This window comes from Roseicyclus sediminis (genome assembly GCF_025515305.1).
Taxonomy (GTDB): Bacteria; Pseudomonadota; Alphaproteobacteria; order Rhodobacterales; family Rhodobacteraceae; genus Roseibacterium; species Roseibacterium sediminis.
Window position 1 is genome coordinate 326391 of record NZ_JAOPHT010000004.1, and the last position, 24835, is coordinate 351225.

Sequence of the window (24835 nt, forward strand, 5' to 3'; positions counted from 1 at the left end):
GCGCTGGCGCGATTAGGGTTTCGACATGCGAACCCTGGGGATGCTGACCGCCGTTTGCCTTGCCCTGCCGCTCTCGGTCGCGGCGGATACGGGGCGGCTGTCCGACATGCTGCAGATGATCCCCGATGCGGCGATCCCCGCCGGCGCCCCACGGCTCGACATCGCCTATGGCGACGGTGACGCGGTGCGCGGCGTGGCGCGGAACGGCAACATGGCCTGGCCCGCCGACGACTGGGCGCATGAATACGCGGCCTTGCGCTCGGCCAGCCCCGGGCAGGCGGCCGCGCTTCGTGCCGGCGAGGGCGAGGCGCTGAGCCTTTCGTGGCGCGACTGGGTGCACACGCTGGAGGTCTCCGCGCCCCCGGCGCGGATGGGGGTTCATTTCCTCTTTCCCGACAGCGAGATGCGGCTGCGCGGCGCGCTTTTCGGGCACGGGATGGAGATGACGCCTCGGAACGGCCAGATGGTTCTATGGCAGGGAGAGGCTGACCACGCGGCGCGGCCCGACGCGGTCGACCCGACCAATCCCTTCGGTGGCGCGGAGGGGCTTTCGACCCGCTTCGTGGTCGAGGGCGAATGGGCGCGCTGGGCCACGGGCTGGCCGCAGATCGACCTGATGCAGGCGGGCGGTTTTCCGACGCTGGCCGATCGGCCGGAGGTGGCGCAGGCGGTCGCCGGCCTCTCGGAGGCGGTGCGGCGCCATGGGCGTCTCGTCTCGGTCGCGCTGTCGCTGGACCTCTCGGGGCAGGGGCTTGCCGACTGGCCCGAGGCGGCACTTGCGGGGGTTTTCCTCGCCGATGTCGTGAACCGCCGCGAGGAGGCGGCGCTTGTCGGGGTGCTCTACCCGCCGGGGACGGATGTCGATGCCATCGTGGCCCGGCTTCGCGAGAACTGGCCAGGAACGATGCTGGCGCGCTGGGCGGCGGACCCTGACATCACCCCCATTCCCGGTCCGCGCCCGGGCTTCGTGCTGACCATCGGTGGCGACTGGGGTGAGGACGAGGCGGCGTCGAACGATGCGCTCGCCGCCCTTCTGCGCGCTCGGGAGAACGGGACCCTCGGCGCGCTCATCGCGCCCTGAGCCGGTTCAGAGCTGCTCGACCGTGACGCGGTCGGGATAGAAAGCGATGTAGCCCGCGATCCTCGCAACCCCTTCCAGAGGCGCCTCGTAGGACCAGGCCGCGTCGGGGATGTCTCCGGCGGCAGTCGAGACGGAGAAATAGGTTGCCGTCCCCTTGTAGGGGCAGCGCGTGCTCGACGTGGTCTTCTCCAACAGCGCCATCCCGATGTCCTCGCGGGGGAAATAGATGACCGGCGCCGCGCCGCCCTCGATCAGTTCCAGTGCGTTCGAGCTTTCGCCGACGATTGCGCCGCCCGCGCGTACCACCCATTTGCCGGGCGCGTTCCTGATCGTGATGTGGTCTGCCATGTCCGTTCTTCCCTTCCGGTCCGTGTCCCCGGACCCCGTTCTTCCAGGTACGCCTCTCTGCCGTCCTCGCGTGACGAGAGCATGTCAGAGCGGCGCGGTTGCCTTTTTCAGCCAGGCGGCGGTCTCCGCGTCGAGCCTCGGGCCGATCCGTTCCGCCACCTCGGCGTGGTAGCCATCGAGCCAGGCACGTTCCTCGGCGTGGAGCATGTCCGCGCGGATCAGCCGCCGGTCGATCGGCGCCCAGGTGAGCGTGCCGAAGTCCAACATCTCGCGGTCGTCGCCCCCCTGCAAGGGGGCCGCCTGACGCACGACGATCAGGTTCTCGATGCGGATGCCGAAGGCGCCCTCGCGATAATACCCCGGCTCGTTCGACAGGATCATGCCCGGCTCGAGCGGCACGGTCGAGACCCGGCTGAGCCGCTGCGGCCCCTCGTGCACGCCCAGATAGACGCCGACGCCATGCCCCGTCCCGTGGTCGAAATCGCGCCCCGCCGCCCAGAGCGGCGCGCGGGCGAGCGCATCGAGATGCGCGCCCGTGACGCCCTTTGGAAACCGCGCGCGGTGGATCGCGATCATGCCGCGCAGCACCAGCGTGAAGGCGGTTCTCTCCTCTTCGCCGATCTCGCCCACCGGCAGCGTCCGGGTGATGTCGGTCGTGCCGTCCACGTATTGCGCGCCGGAATCGACCAGGAAAAGCTGGCCGGGAAGGACCGGCGCGTTCGTTTCCTCGGTGACGCGGTAATGCACGATGGCCCCGTGCGGACCCGCGCCCGCGATCGTATCGAAACTGATGTCCTTCAGCGCGCCGGTGTCCGCGCGAAACCCCTCCAGCGCGCGCACCACGTCGATCTCCGTCAGCCCGCCGCCCGGCGTTGTCTCGTCGAACCAGCGCAGGAACCGCGCGAAGGCCGCCCCGTCGCGCAGATGCGCCTCGGTCGTCGCGGCGATCTCGGCGGGGTGCTTTCTGGCCTTGCGCAGAAGGCAGGGGTCGCTGCCCTCGACCACCTCCGCAGGCCAGGCCGACAGCGCATCGAGCGCGGCCTGCGGCGCGGAGGTCCTGTCGACGCGCACCCGGCCGGTCGCTTGTGCAAGGCGCGCGGGAAGGTCGGTCTCGGGCAGGATGCGCACGGACGAGGGCAGCGCCACATCGGCGAGCTTTCCGGCCTCCGCGAACAGGTCGACCTGGCCCGTCTGGTGAAGGACGGCCATCGCGTGCAGAAGCGGCGTGTGCCCGACATCGCCGCCACGCAGGTTCAGAAGCCAGCACAGGCTGTCGGGCTGGGTGATCAGCGCGGCATCCTCGCCCGCGTCGGCCAGGTCGCCCGCCACGGCGGCGATCTTCTCGCCCGCGCTCGCGCCCGCCAACTCGACCGGCCAATCGATCGCGGGCGCCATGGGCGGGGCCGGGCGGTCGTCCCAGATCCGGTCGACGAGGTTCTCGACCGCCCGGAGCGAGATCTGCCGCGGCCCGAGCGCCTTGGTCAGCCGCGCGATCTCGGCCGCCGTGTGCAGCCAGGGGTCGTAGGCCACGACGCCGCCCTTGGGAAGCGCGTCCGCCAGCCAGTCCTCGAGTTTCGTCTCGGGCCAGGCGACCGGCGTGAAGGTGTCCATGTCGGCCTGCGCCCGCACCTGCACGCGGTAGCGCCCGTCGACGAAGATCGCGGCCCGCTCCGCGAGGATCACTGCAAAACCGGCCGAACCCGTGAACCCTGTGAGCCAGGCCAGCCGTTCGTCGGCCGGGGCGACGTATTCGCCCTGGAACCGGTCGGCGCGCGGCACGAGGAAGGCATCCACCCCGGCCTCCGCCATCTCCGCGCGCAGCGCCGCCACCCGTGGCGGGCCCTGCTCGGGCCGGGTCCGCACCTCGAAACTCTGGAACATCTTTCCTCTTCCCCTGTCCGTCCGGCCCGCGCGCGGTTCATCGCCCGCGCCTTCCTCGGGACCGCCCCTTCATCCTGGCAAGAAAATTCCCGCCGGAGGCATCCGCCCGTCACGCATCCCCGGAGGCACGCCGCAATGCGCGGGGTCTGCCGCAAGCACCCGCGCGGGCGCAAGCCCGCGCTCCCGGGCGACGGCGAAGCCGGCGCAATCCCTCAGGACGCTTTCCTCATCCCCATGACGCGGGCCCGCGCCCTGGGGTCGCTGTCGAACAGGCTTGCAAGCTGTTCGGTGATCGCCCCGGCCAGCTGCTCGGCATCGGTGATCGTCACCGCGCGCTGGTAGTAGCGCGTCACGTCGTGCCCGATCCCGATGGCGAGAAGTTCCACGGCCTTGCGCTTCTCGACCATCGCGATCACGTCGCGCAGGTGTTTCTCGAGGTAATTCGCGGGGTTCACGCTAAGGGTCGAATCGTCCACCGGCGCCCCGTCCGAGATCACCATCAGGATCTTGCGTGCCTCGGGGCGCACCAGCATCCGGCGATGCGCCCATTCCAGCGCCTCGCCGTCGATGTTCTCCTTCAGCAGGCCTTCCTTCATCATCAGCCCGAGATTGTCGCGCACCCGGCGCCATGGCGCGTCCGCGGGCTTGTAGATGATGTGGCGCAGGTCGTTCAGGCGGCCGGGCTGCTGCGGGCGGCCCTGAGCCAGCCAGTCCTCGCGCGCCTTGCCGCCCTTCCATGCACGCGTGGTGAAGCCGAGGATCTCGACCTTCACGCCGCAGCGCTCCAGAGTGCGGGCCAGGACGTCGGCGCAGATCGCCGCGATCGAGATCGGCCGCCCCCGCATGGAGCCCGAATTGTCGAGCAGGAGCGTCACCATCGTGTCGCGGAATTCCATGTCCTTCTCGACCTTGAAGCTGAGCGGCGTCGTGGGGTTCGCCACCACGCGCGCCAGCCGGCCGGCATCCAGGATGCCTTCCTCGCGGTCGAACTCCCAGCTGCGGTTCTGCTGCGCCTGAAGGCGGCGCTGCAGCTTGTTTGCAAGCCGGCTGACGGCGCCCTTCAGGGGCTCGAGCTGCTGGTCGAGATAGGCGCGCAGACGTTCCAGCTCCTGCGGCTCGGCGAGATCCTGGGCCTCGATCTCCTCGTCATACTCGGTCGTGAAGACCGCATAGCCGGGATCGGCCTCGGAATGGGGGGCGGGGGGTGGCGGCTCCTGCGGCGCCTCGCCGTCGGGCAGCTCCTGTTCCTCGGCCTCCTCCATGTCGGCGCTGTCGTCCATCTCGACCTGCGCCTGCGAGGCGTCCTGCTGCTGCTCCTGGCTGCGCTCGGGGCTCGCCTCGGCGTCGTCTTCCTCGCTGTCGTCCTCGCCGGTCGAATCGGGGGCGTCCTGCTCCTCTTCCGAGCCTTCCTCATCGCCCTCGTCATCAAGCTCGTCCGGGTCGTCGCCCAGCTGGTCGCCATAGCCGAGATCGTCGATCATCTGCCGCGCGAAGCGGGCGAAGGCGGCCTGGTCCTTCAGGACGTCGCCGAGATCCTCGAGCGTCCCGCCGCAGCGGTCCTCGATGAAGCCGCGCCAAAGTTCCATGACATTGGCGGCCTCGGGCGGAAGCGGGCGTCCGGTGGCCAGATGTCGGATCAGGTAACCGGCGGCCACGGCAAGCGGCGCGTCGGAGGCCTGCCGGATCTCGCCATAGCCCTTGCGCCGGGCCTCGTGGCCGATCTTGGCGTCGATATTGCCCGCGGTGCCGGGCATGGCACGGGCGCCCACGGCCTCGCAGCGGGCGGTCTCCATCGCGTCCATCAGCTCGCGTGCCATGGCCCCGGGGGGCGCGTAGCGTGCCGCCGTGCCCGTGTCGTGGTAGCGGTGCCGCAGCGCCAGCGCGTCCGCCGTCCCGCGCGCCAGGAGGACCTCGTCGCGGGTCATCCGGCGGCTGACCTGCGGCAGGCGCACGCTGTCGGCGGCGAGACCCGGCGGATCGACCGAGTAGGTGACCGCAAGGTCAGGGTCGTCGGCCAGAACACGCGTGGCCTCGGCCAGCGCCTTCTTGAACGGGTCTGCGGGGTTGTCGTTGGGCGATTTGCTCATGGGGGGAATGTGGCGCGCGGCGCGGGCGAGGGCAAGGCGGATCGGTGCACCGGGGCCGGGTCACTCCCGCGCGGCATAACGCGCATGTCCCTCCTCGCAGGGGGCGGGCAGGGGGCCGAAGGCGGGCCAGTCCGACACCGGCACGACCCCGGCCGGGACGGACCCCGTTTCCGCGAAGAGCACGCGCTCCTCGCCCGTTTCGGGATTGGCGGCCGACGCCTCCAGCCCATAGACGCCGGTCGCAAGATCCAGATCGCAGGAAAAGGCGCCGCCGATGGCCCGGTCATAGGTGGACCAGTGGAAGGCGCGTACCGCGAAGCCGTCCGGTCCGTACCCGATGGTCAGCGCCTGCATCCAGGCGTTGCGCCCGATCCCGATCTGTTCGGACAGGAGCGTGAGGGTCCGCGCTTCGCCGGCCTCGAGCGACGGCGCCATGCCCCACATCGCGCCGTTGAAGACGATGGCGCGGGCGACGGCCAGAGGCTGCGCTCCCGCCGCGCTTCGCCGGTCGCCGAGGATGACAAGATCGGCGGTATCGGGTTCCTCCGAGCTTTGCAGAAGGATCGCCGTCTCGCAGCCCGTCTCGGGGTGCAGGTCGACGCAGAGGCTGTCGATGATGCGGGGCAACGTCGCGGCCTCGTGCTGGTCGAGGTGCTGCGCCTGCGCCCCGCCTGCCAGCAGGGCAAGCAGCAGGGCGGCGGCGCTACTCCGCATCGCGGTCCATGATCCGTTCGTGAAGCGCCGAGCAATAGGACAGCTCCGCCTCCAAGTCTGGGTCGAACACGCTGTCGCCGGCTTCGGCGTTCGCCACCATGCGGTCGAGGTACAGCTCGGTGGCCGCCGTCACCATCGGCACAACCGTCTCGAAGGCGGCGTCCAGATCGTCGGTTCCGGTCTCGTCCTGCCAGACCACGACCCCGCTGACGGCCATGTCGGTCTCGCGCTCGGCCGCGGTGGCGCCGACCTGCGTGTCGGTCCCGGCATAGAGGTGAAAGGCCCGGAACACGGCCGTGCATCGCAGGAGCGAGGCGGCATTTCCCGTCCCTCCCAGCGTCTCGGCCATGGCGGCGGCGAAGGCCTCGGTCTCGCCCGGGGGCCGGTCGGTCTGCGCCGCGGCCGGGAACGTGGCGGCAATGGTCAGAGCGAGCGCGCCGGGAAGAAACCGGCTGGTCACGTCGCGAACCAGTCCACGTCCGCGTTGCCCCCGCACAGCAGAACGCCGATGCGTTCGTCCTTCGCCGGCACGTAGGCCCCGGAGGTCAGCGCGGCCAATGCCACGGCGGCACCCGGTTCGCCCACGAGGCGCGTGGTTTCCCAGAGCTTGCGCGCTGCCTCGAACACCGCTTCGTCGGGCAGGACGAGCGCGGTCTTCACCCGGTCGCGGATCACCTCCCATGACGTGACGCCAAGCCTCGGCCCGCCGAGCGAGCCCGCGGCGATACCGGTGGCCGAGATGTCGATATCGGGGCCCTCGCGCAGCGATCGGGCGAGCGTGTCGGTCCCCTCGGTCTCTACCGAGACGACGTTGACCCGGTCGCCGAACCACGCCGCGATGCCGCCGATCAGGCCGCCGCCGCCCGTCGCGACGAGGATCGTGTCGAGCCCGCCCGCCTGTTCCTCGAATTCGCGCGCGACGGTGCCCTGGCCCGCCAGTGTCCAGTCCGTATCGTAAGGGTGGACCGACAGCGCCCCGGTCTCTTCCGCCGACGCCGCGTATTCGGCCATGCAGTCCGCGACGGTGCCGTCGGTCAGGATCACCTCGCCGCCGAAGTCCCGCATCCGGCGCAGCTTCTCCTCGCGGGCGATGGCACGCGGCACGAAGATGCGCGAGGCATGGCCGAGCGAGGTCGCGGCATAAGCCACCGCCGCGCCGTGGTTCCCGCCCGAGGCCGCGACCACGCCCGCGGGCGGCACGTCGCGCGAAAGCATGTTGTTGAAGGCGCCGCGCACCTTGAACGAGCCGGTCACCTGCGTGTGTTCGAGCTTGAACGTCAGGGGGCAGGGCAGGCCGAAGGCCTCGGCCTCCACCTGCAGGACCGGGGTGACGCGCACGCGGCCCGCGATCCGGGCGGCGGCGGCGGCGATGTCTTCTGGCGTGGGGTATGTCATGGCCGGACGATGGACCGGAGCCGCGGCCCCGTCAATCGCGCACGCCTCAGCCCAGGCGCGTGCACCAGTCGATGCGGCGGCCGCCCGAATAGGGAACCGCGAGACCCTCTGCCACAAGGATGGCGCCCACGTCGCGCCCGTCCAATCCGAGCCGCACGAGGCGGCGGTCGTAGCGGTCCGTTCCGCCGAAGCGCGGCTCGATCGAATTGGCCTGCCGGACCAGCGCCCTCAGCCGCGCCGTGGCCTGCCTCGCAAGCTGCGCTTCGGCCGGGCAGCCGGGGTCAACCGTTTCGGGCGTGTCAAATCCCGTCAGGCGCGCCCGGAAGGTTCCCGTGCCCGGACAGGACATGTCCACGGTATCGCCATCGACGACGGACAGGATCCGGCAGGCCGATCCACCGGAAGCCGAGGCTGCGTCGGAAGGGTCGGGGGTCGCCGCCTGGCACGAGGCGAACGCCAGGACCGCAAGAAGAACGAGGACCGGAAGGAATCGCAAGATAACCATTCCCGGTACATCACCCGGGCCAACGCCTTGCGTCGAGGGGGAAAATTTACCGTTGGTTAACCTTACGCAACGTCAGCCAAGGCTCATCGATGCGGCGCTTTCCGGCAATTCCTCGTCGAAGCAGCGCTGGTAGAACTCGGCCACGGTCTGCCGCTCGAGCTCGTCGCACTTGTTGAGGAACGAGACGCGGAACGCATAGCCGACGTCACGGAAGATCTCGGCGTTCTGCGCCCAGTTGATGACCGTCCGGGGGCTCATGACAGTGGACAGCTCGCCGTTCATGAAGGCCGTCCGCGTCAGATCCGCCACCGTCACCATCTGGGAGATCGTGCGACGTCCCTTCTCGGTGTTGTAGTGCGGGTTCTTCGCGAGAACGATGGCGGTCTCGGCGTCGTGGCTGAGGTAGTTCAGCGTCGCGACGAGCGACCAGCGGTCCATCTGCGCCTGGTTGATCTGCTGCACCCCGTGATAGAGGCCCGTCGTATCGCCGAGGCCCACGGTGTTCGCCGTGGCGAAGAGCCGGAAATACTTGTTCGGCGTGATGATCTCGTTCTGGTCGAGCAGCGTCAGCTTGCCGTCATGCTCCAGCACGCGCTGGATCACGAACATCACGTCGGCCCGGCCCGCGTCGTATTCGTCGAAGACGATGGCAACGGGATTGCGCAGCGCCCAGGGCAGGATGCCCTCGTGGAACTCGGTCACCTGCTTGCCGTCGCGCAGCTTGATCGCGTCCTTGCCGATCAGGTCGATCCGGGAGATGTGGCTGTCGAGGTTGACGCGCACGCAGGGCCAGTTCAGCCGCGCGGCGATCTGTTCGATATGCGTGGATTTGCCCGTGCCGTGGTAGCCCTGGATCATCACCCGGCGGTTGTGGGCGAAGCCCGCGAGAATGGCGAGCGAGGTGTCGGGGTCGAACTTGTAGGTCGTGTCGATCTCCGGCACGCGGTCGGTGCGTTCGGAAAACCCCTTCACCTTCATGTCGGAGTCGATCCCGAAGACCTCGCGCACCGAGATTTCCTCGGTCGGTTTCGCGTCCATGCTCAAGCTGCCGTCTGCCATGTCGTCCTCGGAAATGTCAGGAAAGGGTGGGACGTTCACGGGGATGCACCATATCGCGGGGGGCCGCAAGGGGAAGGGCGGGCTGGCCAGTGGCGGCCGGGCATGTTCTTTTCGCCGCCGGGAAACACGGCCCCGGGGAGGGGCAGGACTTGCACGAGCGAACCGACATCGAGGCCCTGATCGCACGGGTGGCGTTGCGCGACCGCGCGGCCTTCGGCGCGCTCTATGACGCGACTTCGGCGAAACTATTCGGCGTGTGCCTGCGTGTCTTGAAGGACCGCGAGGTGGCCGAAGAGGTTTTGCAGGAGACCTATGTGAAGATCTGGAACCGCGCCAACCGCTACCGCGTGACGGGCCACAGCCCTATGACCTGGCTCATCACGCTTGCGCGCAATACCGCGATCGACCGGTTGCGCGCGGCCCTGCCCGAGACCGATGCGATCGACGACATTCCCGCCATCGCCGCCCCGGACCCCGACGGCGAGGCGCGCGCCATCGCGGCGGACGAGGCGCGGCGCATCCGTGACTGCCTGGCCGAACTGGAGGTCGACCGGGCGGCGGCGGTGCGCGCCGTCTATCTCGAGGGGCGAAGCTATGCCGAGATGGCCGAAAGGTATTCCGTGCCGCTCAATACGATGAAAACATGGCTGCGGCGCAGCCTGATCAGCCTGAGGGAGTGCCTGTCGCGATGACCGACAGAACCGAAATCACTCCGGAACGGCCGGAGGAGGACGCCCTCGCGGCGGAATACGCGCTGGGCCTTCTGGAGGGCGCGGCGCGGCGGAGCTTCGAGGCGCGGCTGGCGGCGGAACCCGGGCTTGTCGCGGCGGTCCGCGCCTGGGAGGCGCGCTTCGCCGCGCTGGCCGAGGCCGAGGTGGAGGAACTTGCGCCCCCCCCGCGCCTCAAGGCCGCGCTCGAGGCGGACCTGTTCGGGCCGGAGCAGGCCTTGCCTTCGCTCTGGGACCGCGTCGCCTTCTGGCGCGGCCTCGCCTTTGCGGCGACGGCGGTCGCCGGGGTGGCGGTGTTCTTCGCCATCGCAACGCCGGCCCCGCCGCCGGGGCCAGCCCCGGCAGAGGGCATCCCGCCGGGGACCATCCTGATGAGCCACCTCGTCCCCGTCGAGGGCTCGGGCCTCGGCCTTGCCGTCACGCGCGAGCCCGACGGAACGCTGCAGGTCCGCCGCGTGGCGGGCGGGCCCAACGCGGGCAGGACGCAGGAGGTCTGGCTGGTGCGCGAGGGCGATCCCGCGCCGATCTCGCTCGGCCTTCTCTCGGACGCGCCGCTGACGACCCTGCGCCCCGGGCCCGAGATTGCCGCGCTCTTCGAGGCGGGCGCATCGGTGGCGATCTCCGACGAGCCGCCGGGCGGGTCGCCCACGGGCGCGCCGACCGGCGCGATCCTCGCGGCCGGCGCGCTCGTTCCGCTCTGACCGGTTCCGCCGTTCACGCAAGCGTGACCGGAATTCCCGGGAAATTCCCGTCCGGTCTGAAACCCCGGCCTCCCGTCCCCCGTGTCTTCCAGCGTCGCCCCCGAACTGAGGGGTGCACAGGACCATGCAACAGCTGGAGGAAACCCATGTTTCGCACGACACTCGCAACCGCCGCCGCCGCCCTGATCGCGGGCACGGCCTTCGCGCAAACCGTCCCGATGGTCGGGGGGGCGCCGATGTATCCCACCATGAACATCGTCGAGAACGCCGTGAACTCGGCCGATCACACCACGCTGGTCGCGGCCGTACAGACCGCCGGCCTTGTCGAGACGCTGGCGGGCGAGGGGCCGTTCACCGTCTTCGCGCCCACCAACGACGCCTTCGCCGAGCTTCCCGCGGGGTCGGTCGACGCGCTTCTTCAGCCGGCCAACCGCGACCGGCTGACCGAGATACTGACCTGCCACGTCGTCGCCGCCCGGGCCTTCTCGGACGCGATCGCGGGCATGATCGCCGATGACGGCGGCGCGCACCCGATCGAGACCGTGGGGGGCTGCGTCTTCACCGCTCGGATGATGGGCGGGCGCATCACGATCGAGGACGAACAGGGCCGCGTCGCCACCGTGACGCAGGCGGACGTGGGCCAGTCGAACGGCGTGATCCACGTGATCGATACCGTGCTCCTGCCCGACGCCATGTGAGGCAGGGGATCCGGCCGCCCGGCCCTCGCTACCCCGGGGCAGGGCGGTCGGACGGCCGGGCGGGGGCCGGACCCCCGGCCGAAGGCGCGGCGCAGGCCCGAGGTTTGACGGGCACCCCCGACTGCGCCGCCGACATAGGCACCGATCCCTGCCCGGTTTCACCTGGGCAAAAAAGAAAGGCCGGGCGTTCTGCCCGGCCTTTCGCATGTCATTGGTGCTTGGGCTCAGTTCCAGCAGCTGACCCGCACGGCGATGTCGGCGCCGAGCCGCGCAAGCTGATCGCGGTTGAGCGTGCCGCCGGTTCCGATGGTGGCCTGCGTCGGCACGCCGGCGGCCGCCAGCGCCGCCGAAAGCCGCTCGGCATTGAGCGCCAGCGTCACCTCGTCGGGCAGCGCGCGGCCGCCCGTCGTGCCGGGGAGCACCATGCCGATCACAGCACCCGTAGCGTCGAGAACGGGGCTGCCCGCCTCGCTGTCGGCGGTGGACACGTCGAGGCGCTGGACCCAGTCCTCGCCGTTGACGCCCTCGAGCGCCGCCAGTGTTCCGAAGGTCGTCGAGGCATAGGACAGCGCCCCGTTGAACGGGAAGCCCGCCACGGCGATGTCGGCGCGGACCCGGCCGGCATCCGGCGCGATCCGTGCGAAGGCCAGCGGCGCCAGCGCCTGCTCTGGGCGCAGGACGGCAAGACCGACCGCGTCGTCGCGGTAGGCGACCGTCGCGGGATAGGCGTTGTCGATCAGCACCCGGTCACACTGGCCCGAGGTTCCGGTCACGGCCTCGGTCGTGGTCAGGACGGTCCCCGAGGCATCGACGAAGAAGCCCGACCGAAGGAGCTCGGGGCGCCGCACCTCGAAGCCGGAGACGAGGTCGATATCCTCGCCTGCGTCCTCGGGCACGAAGGCCGGGTCGAGCGCGCCGCCGAAATAGCTGATCGTCTCGCGGATCCGGGGCAGGATCTGCTCCATGTCGGCGTCCCGCTCTGGGCCCCAAAGGACGGTGAAGCCCTTGACCGCGCCGCCCACGACACGCGCCTCCGTATGGCTGCGGAGCGTGTCGTTCCGGCCGGTCAGCAGGAAGCTGTCGCTGCGCCGCTCGCGCGGGCCTTCCAGCGGCACGATCTCCAGCGTCTGCATGATCTCGTAAAGACCGAACAGCGTGGCGCGGTCGCCCGGCTGGCTTATGAGGTAGATGCTGATCCCGCTGTCGTTGATCTCGGTGTAGCGGGCGAAGGGGAAGTTGTAGTCCTCGAAGGCGACCATGCCGAGGGGCAGCGTCACCTCGATGCCGGCGGCGGCATCGGTCACGACCGCGTAGCCCAGACGCGCGATCTCGGTCCGGTACTCGTCCAGCAGCTGCGCGCGCTGGCGCGTGGTCAGGATGCCCGTGGGCTCCAGCCCGCGCGCGATCTGCCAGTCGGTCATGGCGCCGCGCGTGCCCGGGCCGAACGCGCCGTCGATCCCGCCGGTGTAGAAGCCGAAATACTGCATCGCGATCTGGAGCGCGTCACGCTCCTCCCGGGTCAGGAGCGCCTCGCTCGCGCGGGCCTCGTCCGGGGTCTCCTCCTGGATCACGACCGGCTCGGGGGCTGCCTCGACGACGATTTCCGGGGCGGCCTCCTCGACGACTTGCTCGACGACCTGCTCGACGACTTCCTCCTCGACGACGACTTCCTCGACGGGGGCCGCCTCGACCGGCGCCTCGGCGACGGGCTCCTCGACAACGGGGGCCGCCTCAACCGGGGCCGGGGCGGGCAGGCCGCCGTCCAGGCGGTCTTCGCCGATCGGGAAGAACTGCGAGGAATAGGCCGTGCGCGGCTGGATGAAACTGTCGGCCGGGATGCTGCCAGCGGCCAGCAGGCGCGCAAGCTCGCGCTCGGCTTCGGCGCGGGTGAAAGGCCCGAGCGTGATCGCGTAGAAGCCGCCCGCGTTGAACCCGTTCACGTTTTCGAATTCCGGCGTGTAGGCCCGCAGCCGCGCCTCGGTGTTGCCGAGGCTCGCGTAGCTCTCGATCTGGATCCAGACCCGCTCGGTCGGGTCCTGCGCCCGCGCGGGGCCCGCGGCCAAGGCCAGCATGAGGCCAAGTGTCAGCGTCAGGGCCGAAAGACCCCGGAAGAAGCTCGTCAGCATCGCGTCGATTATCCCGTCGTTTTCAAATTGCTGCTCCGCGCGCACCGTGGATTGGCCAGGGCCGCTGCGCCGTCCGGGCGGACGTTAGCAGAGGCCACGGGCGATGCACCAGTATGCTTGCCGCAGTTGAACGATGGTTGTGGCCCGCAGGCGACCATCGCCCGCACGGCCCGGCGCGATTGACCCCCGCAAGACCCCGTCCTAAGGAGGCCGCGACCTGCCGCACCGAAAGACCCGGGACAGACGCCATGACCGACACCGCCGCGACCGACACGCCGAGGAGCTTCCAGGAGATCATCCTGCGGCTGCAGTCCTACTGGGCGTCGAAGGGCTGCGCGATCATGCAGCCCTACGACATGGAGGTGGGCGCGGGCACCTTCCACCCCGCGACGACGCTGCGGTCGCTCGGCTCGCGGCCCTGGGCCGCGGCCTACGTGCAACCCTCGCGCCGCCCGACCGACGGGCGCTACGGCGAGAACCCCAACCGTCTGCAGCATTACTACCAGTACCAGGTCCTCATCAAACCCTCGCCGCCGGACCTGCAGAACCTCTATCTCGGCTCGCTCCAGGCCATCGGGATCGACCTTGCGATGCACGATATCCGCTTTGTCGAGGACGACTGGGAAAGCCCGACGCTCGGCGCCTGGGGCCTCGGATGGGAGGTCTGGTGCGACGGCATGGAGGTGAGCCAGTTCACCTATTTCCAGCAGGTCGGCGGCCACGATTGCCACCCGGTCTCGGGCGAGCTGACTTACGGGCTCGAGCGGCTGGCGATGTATGTCCTCGGCATCGACCACGTCATGGACATGCCGTTCAACGATCCCTCGGCGCCGATCCCGCTCAGCTATGGCGACGTCTTCCGCCAGACGGAGGAGGAGTATTCGCGCCACAACTTCGACGCCGCCGAGACCGAGATGCTGCTGCGCCACTTCGAGGATGCCGAGGCCGAGTGCCAGCGCCTTCTGGCCGAGCCGCATGACGACCCGCGCACGGGCAAGCGCATCGTGCTGGCCCATCCCGCCTACGACCAGTGCATCAAGGCCAGCCACCTGTTCAACCTGCTCGACGCGCGCGGCGTGATCTCGGTGACCGAGCGGCAGGCCTATATCGGCCGCGTGCGCGCGCTGGCCAAGCTCTGCGCCGACGCCTTCGTGGCGACCGAGGCGGGGGGCTGGGTGCCGGAGGCGACCCCCGCATGACGTCCGGACGCTGGCTTGTCGTCGCCATCCTGGGGCTGACCGCGATCTTCGCGGCGGCGCAGTGGTGGTTCCAGACGCGGGCCTATTACGCGCCGGTCGAAGAGGTCGAACTGGTCGTCACGGGCGAGACGGGCGATATTCACGTCCTCGACATCCGGGACTTCGAAGGGATCGACGCCGAGACCTCGCCGCTCCGCTTCCGGGCCTGCTTTGTCCTGACCGGGGACGGGCTGGCCGCGGCGGCACTCGGCGCGCCCTACGAGGACCCCACGCCCCTGACGGCGCCCGGATGGTTCGACTGCTTCGACGCCGAGGCCATCGGCGAGGCCCTCGCCTCGGGCGAGGCGATGGCCGTCCTGTCGCGCCGCGAGGTCCATCGCGGCGTCGACCGGGTGATCGCGGTCTTGCCCGATGGCCGCGCCTTTGCCTGGCACCAGCTGAACGGAACGCTGGAATAACGACACGCCCGGTTGCCCCCGCGGCGCCGACGCGCGATAGACACGACCGACACCCGACCGGAGCCGAACGACCGCGATGCCCGATCTTCTCCTGGAACTGTTCTCCGAGGAAATTCCCGCCCGCATGCAGGCGAAGGCCGCCGAGGACCTCCGGCGCCTTCTGACCGACGCGCTGGTCGAGGCCGGTCTGACCTATGCCTCGGCTGGCGCCTACGCCACGCCGCGCCGCCTGACGCTCGCCATCGAGGGGCTGACGGCCGAAAGCCCGACGGTGACCGAGGAACGGCGCGGCCCGCGCACCGATGCGCCCGAACAGGCGCTGGAGGGCTTCCTGCGCGCGACGGGCCTGACGAAGGACCAGCTCGAGGCGCGCGACGACAAGAAGGGCCAGGTCTGGTTCGCCAGCATCACCAAGCCCGGGCGCCCCGCCGCAGACATCATCGCCGAGGCGGTGCCGCGGCTGATCCGCGACTTCCCCTGGCCGAAGTCGATGCGCTGGGGCACGGGCAGCCTGCGCTGGGTGCGCCCGCTCCACTCGATCCTCTGCATCCTGACGACCGAGGCGGGGGCCGAGGTCGTCCCCTTCGAGGTCGACGGCATCGTCGCGGGCGACACGACCGAGGGGCACCGGTTCATGGCGCCGGGCCGTTTCGCCGTCTCGTCCTTCGAGGATTACGAGAAGAAGCTGAAGGCCGCGAAGGTCGTCCTGTCGTCCGAGGCGCGGGCCGACGCGATCTGGCACGATGCCACGACGCTCGCCTTCGCCGCGGGGCTGGAGGTCGTGGAGGACAAGGCCCTTCTGGCCGAGGTCGCGGGCCTCGTGGAATGGCCCGTCGTGCTGATGGGCGAGATCGGCGAGGACTTCCTGCATCTGCCGGCCGAGGTCCTGCAGACCTCCATGCGCGAACACCAGAAGTTCTTCTCGGTGAAGAATTCCGCGACCGGCCGGATCGAGCGCTTCGTGACTGTTGCCAATCGGGAAACAGCCGATCATGGCGTGACGATTCTCGCGGGAAATCAGAAGGTTCTGTCGGCCCGCCTGTCCGATGCACGCTTCTTCTGGGAGAATGACCTCAGGGTCGCGAAGGCCGGCATGGGCGCGTGGCTCGACGCGCTGAAGTCGGTGACATTCGAGCGGCGCCTCGGCACCCTGGCCGAGCGGGTGGAGCGCATCGCGCGGCTCTCGCGCGAGATCGCGCCGCTGGTGGGCGCCGACGGCGAGGCCGCCGAGACCGCCGCGCGCATCGCCAAGGCCGATCTCAGCTCGGAGATGGTGTTCGAGTTTCCCGAGCTTCAGGGCGTCATGGGCCGCTACTACGCCGAGGCGGCCGGGCATCCCCTCGAGATCGCCGCCGTCGCCGAGGAGCATTACCGTCCCCTCGGCCCGTCCGATGCCGTTCCGACCGCGCCGCTTTCCGTCGCCGTGGCGCTGGCCGAGAAGATCGACACGCTCACGGGGTTCTGGGCCATCGACGAGAAGCCGACCGGCTCCAAGGATCCTTTCGCGCTGCGCCGCGCCGCCCTGGGGATCATCCGCATTCTTCTGGAGAACGGCCTGACCCTTCGCCTCGACCGCTTCATCGACAGCGCGCTCCTGCTGCACAAGATCGCGCTCAGCCGGCCCAAGGTCGGCGACGACGTGATCGACACGCTCGAGGAGATCGTCGAAGAGATCGCGGACCGCGGCGTCTTCGGTGCCGCCTTCCGTGCGGTAATCGACCGGCTGGAGAAGCGGGGCGACACGCCCGACCTCAGCGATGGCTCGGTCCTGCGGACGGTCGGCGACCTCGTGCCGGACCTCTCGACCGATCTTCTCGCCTTCTTCCACGACCGGCTGAAAGTGTATCTGCGCGGCGAGGGCATCGGCCATGACGTGATCGACGCCGCGCTGTCGAAGCCGCCGGTGGACGACCTCGCGCTGGTCGCGGCCCGCGCTCGGGCCTTGTCGGAGTTTCTCAAGACACCCGATGGCGAGAATCTCGTGCAGGGTTACCGCCGCGCGGCGAATATCCTGAGCCAGGCCGAGGAGAAGGACGGCGTCGAATACCGGTTCGGGGCCGATCCGAAATTCGCCGAGTCCGATGAGGAACGCGCGCTTTTCGCCGCGCTCGACACCGCGACGACAGGGATCGGGCCCGCGCTCGACCAGGGCGACTTCGCGGGCGCGATGGCCCGTATGGCGGCCCTGCGGGCGCCCATCGATGCCTTCTTCGAGGCGGTTCAGGTGAACGCGGAGAACCAGGTGGTGCGCCGCAACCGACTGAACCTTCTGCACCAGATCGTCGAGACCTGTGGCCGGGTGGCCGATCTGGGGCGCCTGGAGGGCTGACGCCGCCCGCGTGACGCTACGTCATAGTGTCGCGATCGTAACGATCCAATGCCCGTTGCCCCTTCGCGGCACTACTGAACTGGACAGGTCGCGCAAGGGTTGTATCTTATGCTGCAACCGCACAATGCGCGGGCGTTTTCGGACGGCAGGATGCTCACCACACCGGATTTCACCGAGATCACGCCTTCGGCGGAGATCAGGACGGCCCGTCATGGCAACCGCGCGAAGTGCCTTCAGCGGCTGATCCGGCTCGACCTGCCGGTGCCGATGACCGTGGCGCTGCCCTTCGACACGGTGCGCGCCATCGCGCAGGACCGGCTGCCGGACATGGGCGCGCTTTTCGGGCTGTTCGGGAACGGCGCTCTGGTCTCCGTTCGCTCCTCCAGCCTCGCCGCGGACTGGGGCGGGCCGGGGACGATCCTCAACATCGGCATGAACGATGCGGTCCACGAGCGCCTCGCCGACACCTTCGGGCAGGACGCGGCCGATGCCTTCTATGTCCGTTTCATCCGGGCCTACGCGGTAAATGTCGTGCGCCTCGACGCAGACGCCTTCGACGGGCCGCTGACGCCGCGGCTCGCCAAGGCGCAGTACGAGGACGAGATGGACGAGGCCTTCCCGCAGGACCCCGCCCAGCAGCTCGCCGAAGTGCTCAAGAGCATGGCGCGCGCCTGGGAGGGAACTTCGGCGCGGCTTCTGCGCCAGGCACAGGGCGCGCCGGCGGACGCGGGCCTCGGCCTGGTCGTGCAGCGCATGGCGCGCGGGCCGGGCAAGGGCCTGTCGGGTGCGGGCGTCGTGCAGTTCGTCAACGCCGATACCGGCGAGCGCCAGATGACCGGCCGCTATCTGCCGCAGGGGCAGGGCAGGGCGGCGCTGTCGCGGTCCGAGGCCATGTTCATCCAGACCGACCCCCGCGGGCCGGCCCTTGAAGATGACGCGCCCGAGCAGGTCGCGGCACTGCGCCGTTTCGGCGATCTCGTCCGCACGCGCCTGCGCGAAGAGATGCAGATCGAGTTCACGCTGATGGACGGCCAGTTGCAGGTGCTCGACGCCGTTCGCGCCCCGCGCTCGGCGCGCGGCGACGTGGCTATCGCGGTCGCGCTGGCCGAGGAAGGTGTCATCCCCCGCGACGAGGCGCTCACGCGGATTCCGCCGAACGCGCTGAACCAGCTTCTGCACCGGCAGGTCAAGCCTGCGACCGACCGCGACGTGCTGACACGCGGCATCGCCGCCGCGCCGGGGGCGGCCAAGGGCAAGATCGTCTTTTCCGCCGCCGCCGCCCAAGCCGCCGCGGCGCAGGGCGAGCCCTGTATCCTGGTCCGACGCGAAACGAGCCCCGACGATATCCGGGGGATGCATGCAGCCGAAGGCATCCTGACCGAACGCGGCGGCACGACATCCCACGCCGCGGTGATCGCCCGCGGCCTTGGCGTGCCCTGCGTGACGGGGGCCACGCGCCTCCAGCTCGACATGCGCAAGAAGACGCTGACCGTGCCGGGGCGCAAGATCTTCCACGAGGGCGACGTGATCACCGTCGACGGCTCTTCCGGCGAAGTGCTGGTGGGTGCCGTCGAGATGGTGGAACCCGCGCTGGGCGGGGCCTTCGCCACCCTGATGGACTGGGCCGATGCGGCGCGGGACATCGGCATCCGCGCCAACGCCGACACGCCCGAGGACGCCGCGATGGCGCAGCGTTTCGGCGTGGACGGGATCGGCCTTTGCCGGACCGAACACATGTTCTTCGACGCCAATCGCCTGACGGTGATGCGCGAGATGATCTTCGCCGAGAACCCCGCCGACCGGGCCGCCGCGCTGGAGCTTCTGCTGCCGATGCAGCGCGACGACTTCGCCGAGCTGTTCAAGATCATGCGGGGGCAGCCGGTCTGCATCCGGCTGCTGGACCCGCCGCTGCACGAGTTCCTTCCGGGCGACCGCGACGGCATCCGCGCGCTGGCCGAGGCGCTGGACCTGCCGCTCTCGCGCGTCGCGTCGCGGATCGAGAGCCTGCAGGAGTTCAACCCGATGCTCGGGATGCGCGGCGTGCGTCTCGGCATCACGGTTCCGGAAATCTACGAGATGCAGGCCCGCGCGATCTTCGAGGCGACGATCCGGGCGTCGAAGAAGGGCGCGGCCGTGGTGCCCGAGATCATGATCCCGCTTGTTTCGGCCCGCCGCGAGGTCGAGCTGGTCAAGGCCCGGATCGACGCCGTCGCCTCCGCCGTCCGGAGCGAGACGGGGAAAAGCTTCACCTATCGGCTTGGCGTCATGGTCGAGACCCCGCGCGCCGCGCTCAGGGCCGGCGAGATCGCCGAGCACTCCGCATTCCTCTCCTTCGGCACCAACGACCTCACGCAGATGACCTACGGTCTCAGCCGGGATGACGCGGGCCGTTTCATGTCGGCCTATGTCCAGCAGGGCGTCTTCGCCGAGGACCCGTTCACCCAACTCGACCTCGACGGCGTGGGCGAGCTTCTGCTTCTCGGCGCCGCGCGGGGGCGGGCGACGCGGAACGACGTGATGCTCTCGATGTGCGGCGAACATGCCGGCCATCCCGATTCGATCGGCTTCTGCCGCAGGGCGGGATTCGACTATGTGAGTTGTTCGCCGTTCAGGGTGCCGGTGGCAAAGCTTGCGGCTGCGCAATTGTCCATTTCAGACAAGGCTTTGGACAAGGAAGTTGAAGCTTCCTTGAACGACGACGCCTGATTGTTTACGAAATGCTAACAACTCTTTGCGTGCCCCATCCCGGGAAACGCTAGATTCGGTGCTCGTTTTGGCTTGACGGCGATTCGGGCTAAGAACGTTCGAATCGCTCAACGTCGAGAGCGGGCAGCTAAGCCCGCCCGGAAGGGGTAACATGTCGAGACGTCTTGCGCTGGCCGCCTGGGCCGCCAGCCTTGCATTGCTCGTGTCGCCGGCTCAGGCCGACGTGACGCTGTCGACCTCGACGGCACCGGACGGCGGTATCTCCGTGCGTCTCGGCGGACTGATGGGGGTCGAAACCGCATCTCTCGCCACGCTGTCCGAAACGCGCCTGCGCCGCCTCGGCACGCCCTACACGGGCCGCTCCGGCGATGATCCGCGCATCATGTCCAACGAGGAACTCGACCGCCTGCGCCGTCCCCGTGGCGATGCCGAATGGCAGTGCCTGACCGAAGCGCTCTATTTCGAGGCGCGCGGCGAGCCGATCGAGGGCCAGTATGCCGTCGCCGAGGTGATCCTGAACCGCGTCGACAGCGCCAACTATCCCGACACGGTCTGTGGCGTCGTCCACGAGGGAACCGGGCGCCGCTTCGCCTGCCAGTTCACCTATACCTGCGACGGCCGCCCCGAGGAGATGACGGACGAGCGCGCGCTGCACCGTCTGGGCCACATCGCGCGCATCATGCTCGACGGCGCGCCGCGCGATCTCACGGGCAACGCAACGCATTACCATGCCGACTGGGTGAACCCGCGCTGGGCGCGCGTCTACCCGCGCACGGCCGAATACGGCGTCCACATCTTCTACCGCCAGCAATACTGACCGGTCGCTTTCGGACGCGCCGGGGCCGCTTGCGTGCGTCGCAGGCGCGTGCCGCCCGTGGTAGGGCGGGATCATGACCGACGAATTGTCCACCGCCTTCAGCCACCCGTCCGAGCGCGCCAAGTCCCTGGCCGAGGGCGCGCCGCGAGACCGCATCGCGATGACCGAGCATCTGCGCGAGGTCGAGATCGGGGCCTTCCAGGCCGAGCGCGGGGTGACCCAGACCATCCGTTTCGACGTGGTGGTCGAGGTCGAAACCCGCGCCGAGACCGCCGCAGACGACGTGGACCGCATCCTGTCCTACGACACGATCGTGGAAGCCATCGACGCGGCTCTGGCCGAGGCCCGGGTCAATCTGCTCGAAACGCTGGCCGCGCGCATCGCCGACCTGATCCTCGCCCATCCGCTGGCGGCGCGGGTCTTCGTGCGGATCGGCAAGCTCGACCGCGGGCCCTATACGCTTGGCGTCGAGATCGTGCGCGATGCGCCGCCGGGTCGGCGACAGCTGAGGCTTCTGGCCGACCAGGCGCCGCATCCCGTGGTCGTGTTCCTGTCGAACGCCGCCGTGGCGCGCGAGGATCTCTCGGCGCTGCTCGATCGTCTGGAGGCCGGGAACGCGCCCCTCATCCTCTGCGTCGACCGGCCCGCCACCGAGATCCCGCAAGCGGCCCACCGGATGCCGCAGCGGCGGATCGACCTTCTGGCCATCGAACAGGAGGCCTGGGTGCTGGCCGCGCGCGACGCGCGCTGCGTGGTGACGGGCAGCCGGACCGAGCTCGACTGGGCCATGCGCAACGGCCGCATCAGTGTCTGGGCCCCCTCCAAGCTGGTGCTGGACGCGGTGGAGGGGCCCGGACCCGGCATGACGGCGCCCCGCGCCCTGGCGCATTGGCTGGCGCAGGCCTTCGATGCGCGCGCGGTGGTGGAGTTCGGCGGCGACGCCGGCGACGCGGAGGCGTCACAGCCGGGCGCGCGCCCGGTCCTGCGCCTCGACGCCGATGCTATGCCCGGGACGGAGTGGCTGCGGTCCACCGCATGAGGCGCAGGTCCGGCCGGCCGGGACCCGGCGCCGCGCGGGCATCGGAAAATCCGGCCTGAAGCAGCATCCGCGGCGACAGGGCCGCATCGCCGTCCGACAGGCAGAACACCCGATCCGCCCTGAGCCCCGACACCGCGAAGACGAGCGCGGCCGAGAGGAATTCGGCCGAAATGCCGACCGGCAGCGGCTCGGGCAGCACGGCGAACGTCAGTTCCATGCCGTCGTCCTGTCCGAAGCCGAGGCGGAAGCCGCCCACGCCCATGTCCGTCCCGCCGAAGGACAGGGTCCAGGGCGCGATCCTGTGCCGCTCGTAGTCGTGCATGTTGCGCTGCAGCTCCTTCAGGCCGCACTTTCCGAACAGGCGGCCATAGAGGCCCGCGTCCTGCGCATCCGGGGCGCGCCCGGCGATATTGTCGGTACTGAAGACGATTCTCGTATCCATCCATATGAGATCGTCGGGAAATTCTCGGCGGCAACTGCCGTTTTAGGCAGGTATCGCGCGAAATAGCGGCTGGCGGAGGTCCGGGGCGATGCGCTAGCCCGGTGCCATGCGAGACTACGTCCGTCCCATCCCGATCTCCGATCCGGCGGATCTGCCGGGTGCGCTGCCGCTTGCGGGTGGCTGGGCGCGCTTCACCCATGCCGAGGTTCTTCGAAGGGGGCGGCCCCCCGAGATCGTGGCCGTCGATGCCCTGTCGCCCGGGCTGCTCGACACGCTGACTGCGCCAAGGGCGGCCATCGGCGGGATCGACTTCGACAGGCCGCGCCTCATGGGCATCCTGAACCTGACGCCCGACAGTTTCTCCGATGGCGGGCAACACGCGGTAGGCACCGAAGCCCTCGATCGGGCACGGGCCCTCGTGTCCGAAGGGGCCGACATCCTCGATATCGGCGGCGAGTCGACGCGTCCGGGCGCGCAGGAGGTGCCCGAGGCCGAGGAGATCGCACGCGTCCGCCCGGTGATCGAGGCGCTGGCCGCCGATGGGCCGAGCGTCCCCCTCAGCCTCGACACGCGAAAATCCGGCGTCGCGCGCGCGGGTCTGGCGGCCGGGGCGGACTGGATCAACGACGTCTCGGGTCTGCGGTTCGACCCCGCGCTTGCCCGCGTGGCGGCCGAGAGCGGCGCGCCCCTTGTCCTGATGCATTCGATCGGGACCCCGGGCACGATGCAGGCCGCGGCCGCGACCGCCTACGAGGACGTGCTGCTGGACGTCTACGACGCGCTCGAGGCGGCCGTCGCGGTGGCGGTCGCGGCGGGCGTTCCCCGCCGGTCCATCATCGTCGATCCGGGCATCGGCTTCGGCAAGACCGACCCGCAGAACCGCGCGCTCCTGGCCCGGATCGGCCTGTTTCACGGGCTGGGCCTGCCGATCCTGCTCGGCGCGTCGCGCAAGGGCATGATCGGGCGGATCGCGGGTGTGGCCGATGCCTCACGCCGCGGGCCCGGATCGGCGGGAATCGGCCTCTGGGCGGTATCGCAGGGCGTACAGATCCTGCGGGTTCATGATATGGAGATGCACCGCCAGGCAATTTCGCTCTGGCAGGCATGCGCGGCACCGGCCCCCTGAGCCGGCCACCGTGAAGACAGTAGACCAGGTAGGACAAGGCATTGACGAGAAAGCTTTTCGGAACCGACGGCGTGCGCGGCCGCGCCAACGAATACCCGATGACCGCCGACATGGCGCTTCGGCTCGGGGCGGCGGCGGGGCGGTTCTTTCGCCGTGACCAGAGCCGCGAACACCGGGTCGTCATCGGCAAGGACACCCGCCTTTCGGGCTACATGCTGGAAAACGCGCTCACGGCGGGTTTCACCTCGACGGGCATGAACGTGCTGCTGCTGGGGCCTGTGCCGACGCCCGCGGTCGGGCTTCTGACGCCATCGATGCGCGCCGATGTCGGCGTGATGATCTCGGCCAGCCACAACCCGGCCGCCGACAACGGGATCAAGTTCTTCGGGCCCGACGGCTTCAAGCTGTCGGACGAGGCCGAGGCGGAGATCGAGGCCCTGCTGGAGGGACCGCTGGAACCCGCGCGCGCCGAGAACATCGGCCGGGCCCGGCGGATCGACGATGGCCGTTTCCGCTATGTCGAGCGGGTGAAGGGGACGTTTCCCGCGGGCCTCACGCTCGAGGGGATCCGCGTGGTGATCGACTGCGCCAACGGCGCCGCCTACCGCGCTGCGCCCGAGGTCCTGTGGGAGCTTGGCGCCGAGGTCGTTCCGATCGGCGTCTCGCCCGACGGTTTCAACATCAACGATGGCGTGGGCTCCACCGCGACGGCGGCGGCGGCCGCGAAGATCCGCGAGATCCGGGCCGACCTCGGCATCTGCCTCGATGGCGACGCCGATCGCGTGATCCTGCTCGACGAGACGGGCGCCGTGGCCGATGGCGACCAGATCATGGCGCTGCTGGCCGAGCGCTGGGCCGCAGAGGACCGCCTGGCCGGTGGGACGCTGGTGGCCACGGTCATGTCCAACCTCGGCCTCGAACGGTTCCTGGATGCCAAGGGCCTTCGCCTTCACCGAACGGCGGTCGGCGATCGCTACGTGGTCGAGGCGATGCGCGAGAAGGGCCTGAACCTCGGCGGCGAGCAATCGGGCCATATCGTGATGACCGACTATGCCACGACGGGCGACGGCCTGATGGCGGCGCTGCAGTTCCTGGCCGAGATGGTGCGCACGGGCCAGCGGGCGAGCACGCTCGCGCGGCGCTTCGAGCCGGTGCCGCAGCTGCTGAAGAACGTGCGCTACGCGGCCGGGACCGCGCCGCTCGAGCGCGATCCGGTCAAGGCGGCGATCGCGGCGGCCGAGGCGCGGCTGAACGGGCAGGGGCGGCTCCTGATCCGGAAGTCGGGGACCGAGCCCCTGATCCGCGTCATGGCCGAGGCCGAGGACGAGGCCCTGATGAGCTCGGTCGTCGACGAGATCGTGGGTGCGGTGAAGGCCGCGGTCTGAACATGGCGGCG

Annotated in this window: 22 protein-coding genes; 12 read left to right on the plus strand and 10 right to left on the minus strand. The window is 69.8% G+C overall.

What is annotated here, in order from left to right; all coding sequences use genetic code 11:
- The first annotated feature begins 25 nt into the window (after window positions 1-25).
- Window positions 26-1081: a hypothetical protein gene (locus tag N8I71_RS08620; protein ID WP_262877550.1), complete on the plus strand. Its 1056-nt coding sequence runs from the start codon at window positions 26-28 to the stop codon at window positions 1079-1081.
- 6 nt (window positions 1082-1087) lie between these two features.
- On the opposite strand, the gene N8I71_RS08625 is transcribed toward N8I71_RS08620, so the two are convergent.
- The 8 genes from N8I71_RS08625 to cobS all read right to left on the minus strand — a co-directional run bounded on the left by N8I71_RS08625 (window position 1088) and on the right by cobS (window position 9070).
- Window positions 1088-1429 (minus strand): DUF427 domain-containing protein, encoded by a 342-nt coding sequence (locus N8I71_RS08625; protein ID WP_262877551.1) that lies wholly within the window; start codon window positions 1427-1429, stop codon window positions 1088-1090.
- Between the two features lie 84 nt (window positions 1430-1513).
- A complete protein-coding gene (locus N8I71_RS08630; protein ID WP_262877552.1) occupies window positions 1514-3310 on the minus strand; it encodes an aminopeptidase P family protein in 1797 nt (598 codons plus the stop codon).
- Between the two features lie 212 nt (window positions 3311-3522).
- Window positions 3523-5397: a cobaltochelatase subunit CobT gene (cobT, locus tag N8I71_RS08635; protein WP_262877553.1), complete on the minus strand. Its 1875-nt coding sequence runs from the start codon at window positions 5395-5397 to the stop codon at window positions 3523-3525.
- Between the two features lie 60 nt (window positions 5398-5457).
- Window positions 5458-6111 carry a hypothetical protein gene (locus N8I71_RS08640; RefSeq protein WP_262877554.1) on the minus strand — a complete coding sequence of 218 codons (654 nt, stop codon included), beginning with the start codon at window positions 6109-6111 and terminating at the stop codon, window positions 5458-5460.
- Window positions 6101-6571, minus strand: coding sequence for a hypothetical protein (locus tag N8I71_RS08645; protein WP_262877555.1), 471 nt, complete (start codon window positions 6569-6571; stop codon window positions 6101-6103). Before N8I71_RS08645 ends, N8I71_RS08640 begins: the two co-directional genes overlap by 11 nt.
- On the minus strand, window positions 6568-7506 hold the full coding sequence (locus N8I71_RS08650; protein WP_262877556.1) for a threonine/serine dehydratase: 939 nt from the start codon (window positions 7504-7506) through the stop codon (window positions 6568-6570). The genes N8I71_RS08645 and N8I71_RS08650 overlap by 4 nt, the downstream gene beginning before the upstream one ends.
- Window positions 7507-7552: 46 nt before the next feature.
- Window positions 7553-8011 carry a thermonuclease family protein gene (locus N8I71_RS08655; protein ID WP_262877557.1) on the minus strand — a complete coding sequence of 153 codons (459 nt, stop codon included), beginning with the start codon at window positions 8009-8011 and terminating at the stop codon, window positions 7553-7555.
- Window positions 8012-8083: 72 nt separating this feature from the next.
- Window positions 8084-9070 carry a cobaltochelatase subunit CobS gene (gene cobS, locus N8I71_RS08660; protein WP_262877558.1) on the minus strand — a complete coding sequence of 329 codons (987 nt, stop codon included), beginning with the start codon at window positions 9068-9070 and terminating at the stop codon, window positions 8084-8086.
- A gap of 149 nt (window positions 9071-9219) precedes the next feature.
- Here cobS and N8I71_RS08665 point away from each other — a divergent pair, with 149 nt between their 5' ends.
- From N8I71_RS08665 to N8I71_RS08675, 3 genes are all read left to right on the plus strand, one after another.
- Window positions 9220-9762 (plus strand): sigma-70 family RNA polymerase sigma factor, encoded by a 543-nt coding sequence (locus N8I71_RS08665; protein WP_262877559.1) that lies wholly within the window; start codon window positions 9220-9222, stop codon window positions 9760-9762.
- On the plus strand, window positions 9759-10499 hold the full coding sequence (locus N8I71_RS08670) for an anti-sigma factor (RefSeq protein WP_262877560.1): 741 nt from the start codon (window positions 9759-9761) through the stop codon (window positions 10497-10499). The genes N8I71_RS08665 and N8I71_RS08670 overlap by 4 nt, the downstream gene beginning before the upstream one ends.
- A gap of 146 nt (window positions 10500-10645) precedes the next feature.
- A complete protein-coding gene (locus N8I71_RS08675; protein WP_262877561.1) occupies window positions 10646-11197 on the plus strand; it encodes a fasciclin domain-containing protein in 552 nt (183 codons plus the stop codon).
- Window positions 11198-11421: 224 nt separating this feature from the next.
- Here the strand turns inward: N8I71_RS08675 and N8I71_RS08680 are convergent, their stop codons facing one another.
- A complete protein-coding gene (locus tag N8I71_RS08680; RefSeq protein WP_262877562.1) occupies window positions 11422-13323 on the minus strand; it encodes a trypsin-like peptidase domain-containing protein in 1902 nt (633 codons plus the stop codon).
- 248 nt (window positions 13324-13571) lie between these two features.
- On the opposite strand from N8I71_RS08680, the gene N8I71_RS08685 reads away from it, so the two are divergent.
- The 6 genes from N8I71_RS08685 to N8I71_RS08710 all read left to right on the plus strand — a co-directional run bounded on the left by N8I71_RS08685 (window position 13572) and on the right by N8I71_RS08710 (window position 21871).
- Window positions 13572-14522: a glycine--tRNA ligase subunit alpha gene (locus tag N8I71_RS08685; protein WP_262877563.1), complete on the plus strand. Its 951-nt coding sequence runs from the start codon at window positions 13572-13574 to the stop codon at window positions 14520-14522.
- Window positions 14519-14980: a DUF6446 family protein gene (locus N8I71_RS08690; protein WP_262877564.1), complete on the plus strand. Its 462-nt coding sequence runs from the start codon at window positions 14519-14521 to the stop codon at window positions 14978-14980. The genes N8I71_RS08685 and N8I71_RS08690 overlap by 4 nt, the downstream gene beginning before the upstream one ends.
- 76 nt (window positions 14981-15056) lie before the next feature.
- Window positions 15057-17309: a glycine--tRNA ligase subunit beta gene (gene glyS / locus N8I71_RS08695; RefSeq protein ID WP_262877565.1), complete on the plus strand. Its 2253-nt coding sequence runs from the start codon at window positions 15057-15059 to the stop codon at window positions 17307-17309.
- Between the two features lie 150 nt (window positions 17310-17459).
- Entirely contained in the window at window positions 17460-20015 is a 2556-nt protein-coding gene (locus N8I71_RS08700) for a pyruvate, phosphate dikinase (RefSeq protein WP_262877566.1), read from the plus strand.
- Window positions 20016-20166: 151 nt separating this feature from the next.
- Window positions 20167-20832, plus strand: a complete 666-nt coding sequence (locus N8I71_RS08705) for a cell wall hydrolase (RefSeq protein ID WP_262877567.1) — start codon at window positions 20167-20169, stop codon at window positions 20830-20832.
- A gap of 73 nt (window positions 20833-20905) precedes the next feature.
- Window positions 20906-21871: a dihydroneopterin aldolase gene (locus N8I71_RS08710; protein ID WP_262877568.1), complete on the plus strand. Its 966-nt coding sequence runs from the start codon at window positions 20906-20908 to the stop codon at window positions 21869-21871.
- Here the strand turns inward: N8I71_RS08710 and N8I71_RS08715 are convergent.
- Window positions 21834-22313, minus strand: a complete 480-nt coding sequence (locus N8I71_RS08715) for a hypothetical protein (RefSeq protein ID WP_262877569.1) — start codon at window positions 22311-22313, stop codon at window positions 21834-21836. The two genes, N8I71_RS08710 and N8I71_RS08715, sit on opposite strands and share 38 nt — an antisense overlap.
- Window positions 22314-22419: 106 nt before the next feature.
- Between N8I71_RS08715 and folP the strand changes: the two genes are divergently transcribed.
- Both folP and glmM read left to right on the plus strand, forming a co-directional pair.
- Complete coding sequence (gene folP, locus N8I71_RS08720; protein WP_262877570.1) at window positions 22420-23439, plus strand: dihydropteroate synthase; 1020 nt, start codon at window positions 22420-22422, stop codon at window positions 23437-23439.
- Between the two features lie 41 nt (window positions 23440-23480).
- Window positions 23481-24824: a phosphoglucosamine mutase gene (glmM, locus tag N8I71_RS08725; protein WP_262877571.1), complete on the plus strand. Its 1344-nt coding sequence runs from the start codon at window positions 23481-23483 to the stop codon at window positions 24822-24824.
- Window positions 24825-24835 lie beyond the last annotated feature (11 nt).

Bases quoted from the DNA above. Each gene is read 5' to 3' on its own strand.
- N8I71_RS08620 (WP_262877550.1), top strand. From the start codon at position 26: ATGCGAACCCTGGGGATGCTGACCGCCGTTTGCCTTGCCCTGCCGCTC.
- N8I71_RS08625 (WP_262877551.1), bottom strand. From the start codon at position 1,429: ATGGCAGACCACATCACGATCAGGAACGCGCCCGGCAAATGGGTGGTA.
- N8I71_RS08630 (WP_262877552.1), bottom strand. From the start codon at position 3,310: ATGTTCCAGAGTTTCGAGGTGCGGACCCGGCCCGAGCAGGGCCCGCCA.
- cobT (WP_262877553.1), bottom strand. From the start codon at position 5,397: ATGAGCAAATCGCCCAACGACAACCCCGCAGACCCGTTCAAGAAGGCG.
- N8I71_RS08640 (WP_262877554.1), bottom strand. From the start codon at position 6,111: ATGCGGAGTAGCGCCGCCGCCCTGCTGCTTGCCCTGCTGGCAGGCGGG.
- N8I71_RS08650 (WP_262877556.1), bottom strand. From the start codon at position 7,506: ATGACATACCCCACGCCAGAAGACATCGCCGCCGCCGCCGCCCGGATC.
- N8I71_RS08655 (WP_262877557.1), bottom strand. From the start codon at position 8,011: ATGGTTATCTTGCGATTCCTTCCGGTCCTCGTTCTTCTTGCGGTCCTG.
- cobS (WP_262877558.1), bottom strand. From the start codon at position 9,070: ATGGCAGACGGCAGCTTGAGCATGGACGCGAAACCGACCGAGGAAATC.
- N8I71_RS08670 (WP_262877560.1), top strand. From the start codon at position 9,759: ATGACCGACAGAACCGAAATCACTCCGGAACGGCCGGAGGAGGACGCC.
- N8I71_RS08675 (WP_262877561.1), top strand. From the start codon at position 10,646: ATGTTTCGCACGACACTCGCAACCGCCGCCGCCGCCCTGATCGCGGGC.
- N8I71_RS08680 (WP_262877562.1), bottom strand. From the start codon at position 13,323: ATGCTGACGAGCTTCTTCCGGGGTCTTTCGGCCCTGACGCTGACACTT.
- N8I71_RS08685 (WP_262877563.1), top strand. From the start codon at position 13,572: ATGACCGACACCGCCGCGACCGACACGCCGAGGAGCTTCCAGGAGATC.
- N8I71_RS08690 (WP_262877564.1), top strand. From the start codon at position 14,519: ATGACGTCCGGACGCTGGCTTGTCGTCGCCATCCTGGGGCTGACCGCG.
- glyS (WP_262877565.1), top strand. From the start codon at position 15,057: ATGCCCGATCTTCTCCTGGAACTGTTCTCCGAGGAAATTCCCGCCCGC.
- N8I71_RS08700 (WP_262877566.1), top strand. From the start codon at position 17,460: ATGCTCACCACACCGGATTTCACCGAGATCACGCCTTCGGCGGAGATC.
- N8I71_RS08705 (WP_262877567.1), top strand. From the start codon at position 20,167: ATGTCGAGACGTCTTGCGCTGGCCGCCTGGGCCGCCAGCCTTGCATTG.
- N8I71_RS08710 (WP_262877568.1), top strand. From the start codon at position 20,906: ATGACCGACGAATTGTCCACCGCCTTCAGCCACCCGTCCGAGCGCGCC.
- N8I71_RS08715 (WP_262877569.1), bottom strand. From the start codon at position 22,313: ATGGATACGAGAATCGTCTTCAGTACCGACAATATCGCCGGGCGCGCC.
- folP (WP_262877570.1), top strand. From the start codon at position 22,420: ATGCGAGACTACGTCCGTCCCATCCCGATCTCCGATCCGGCGGATCTG.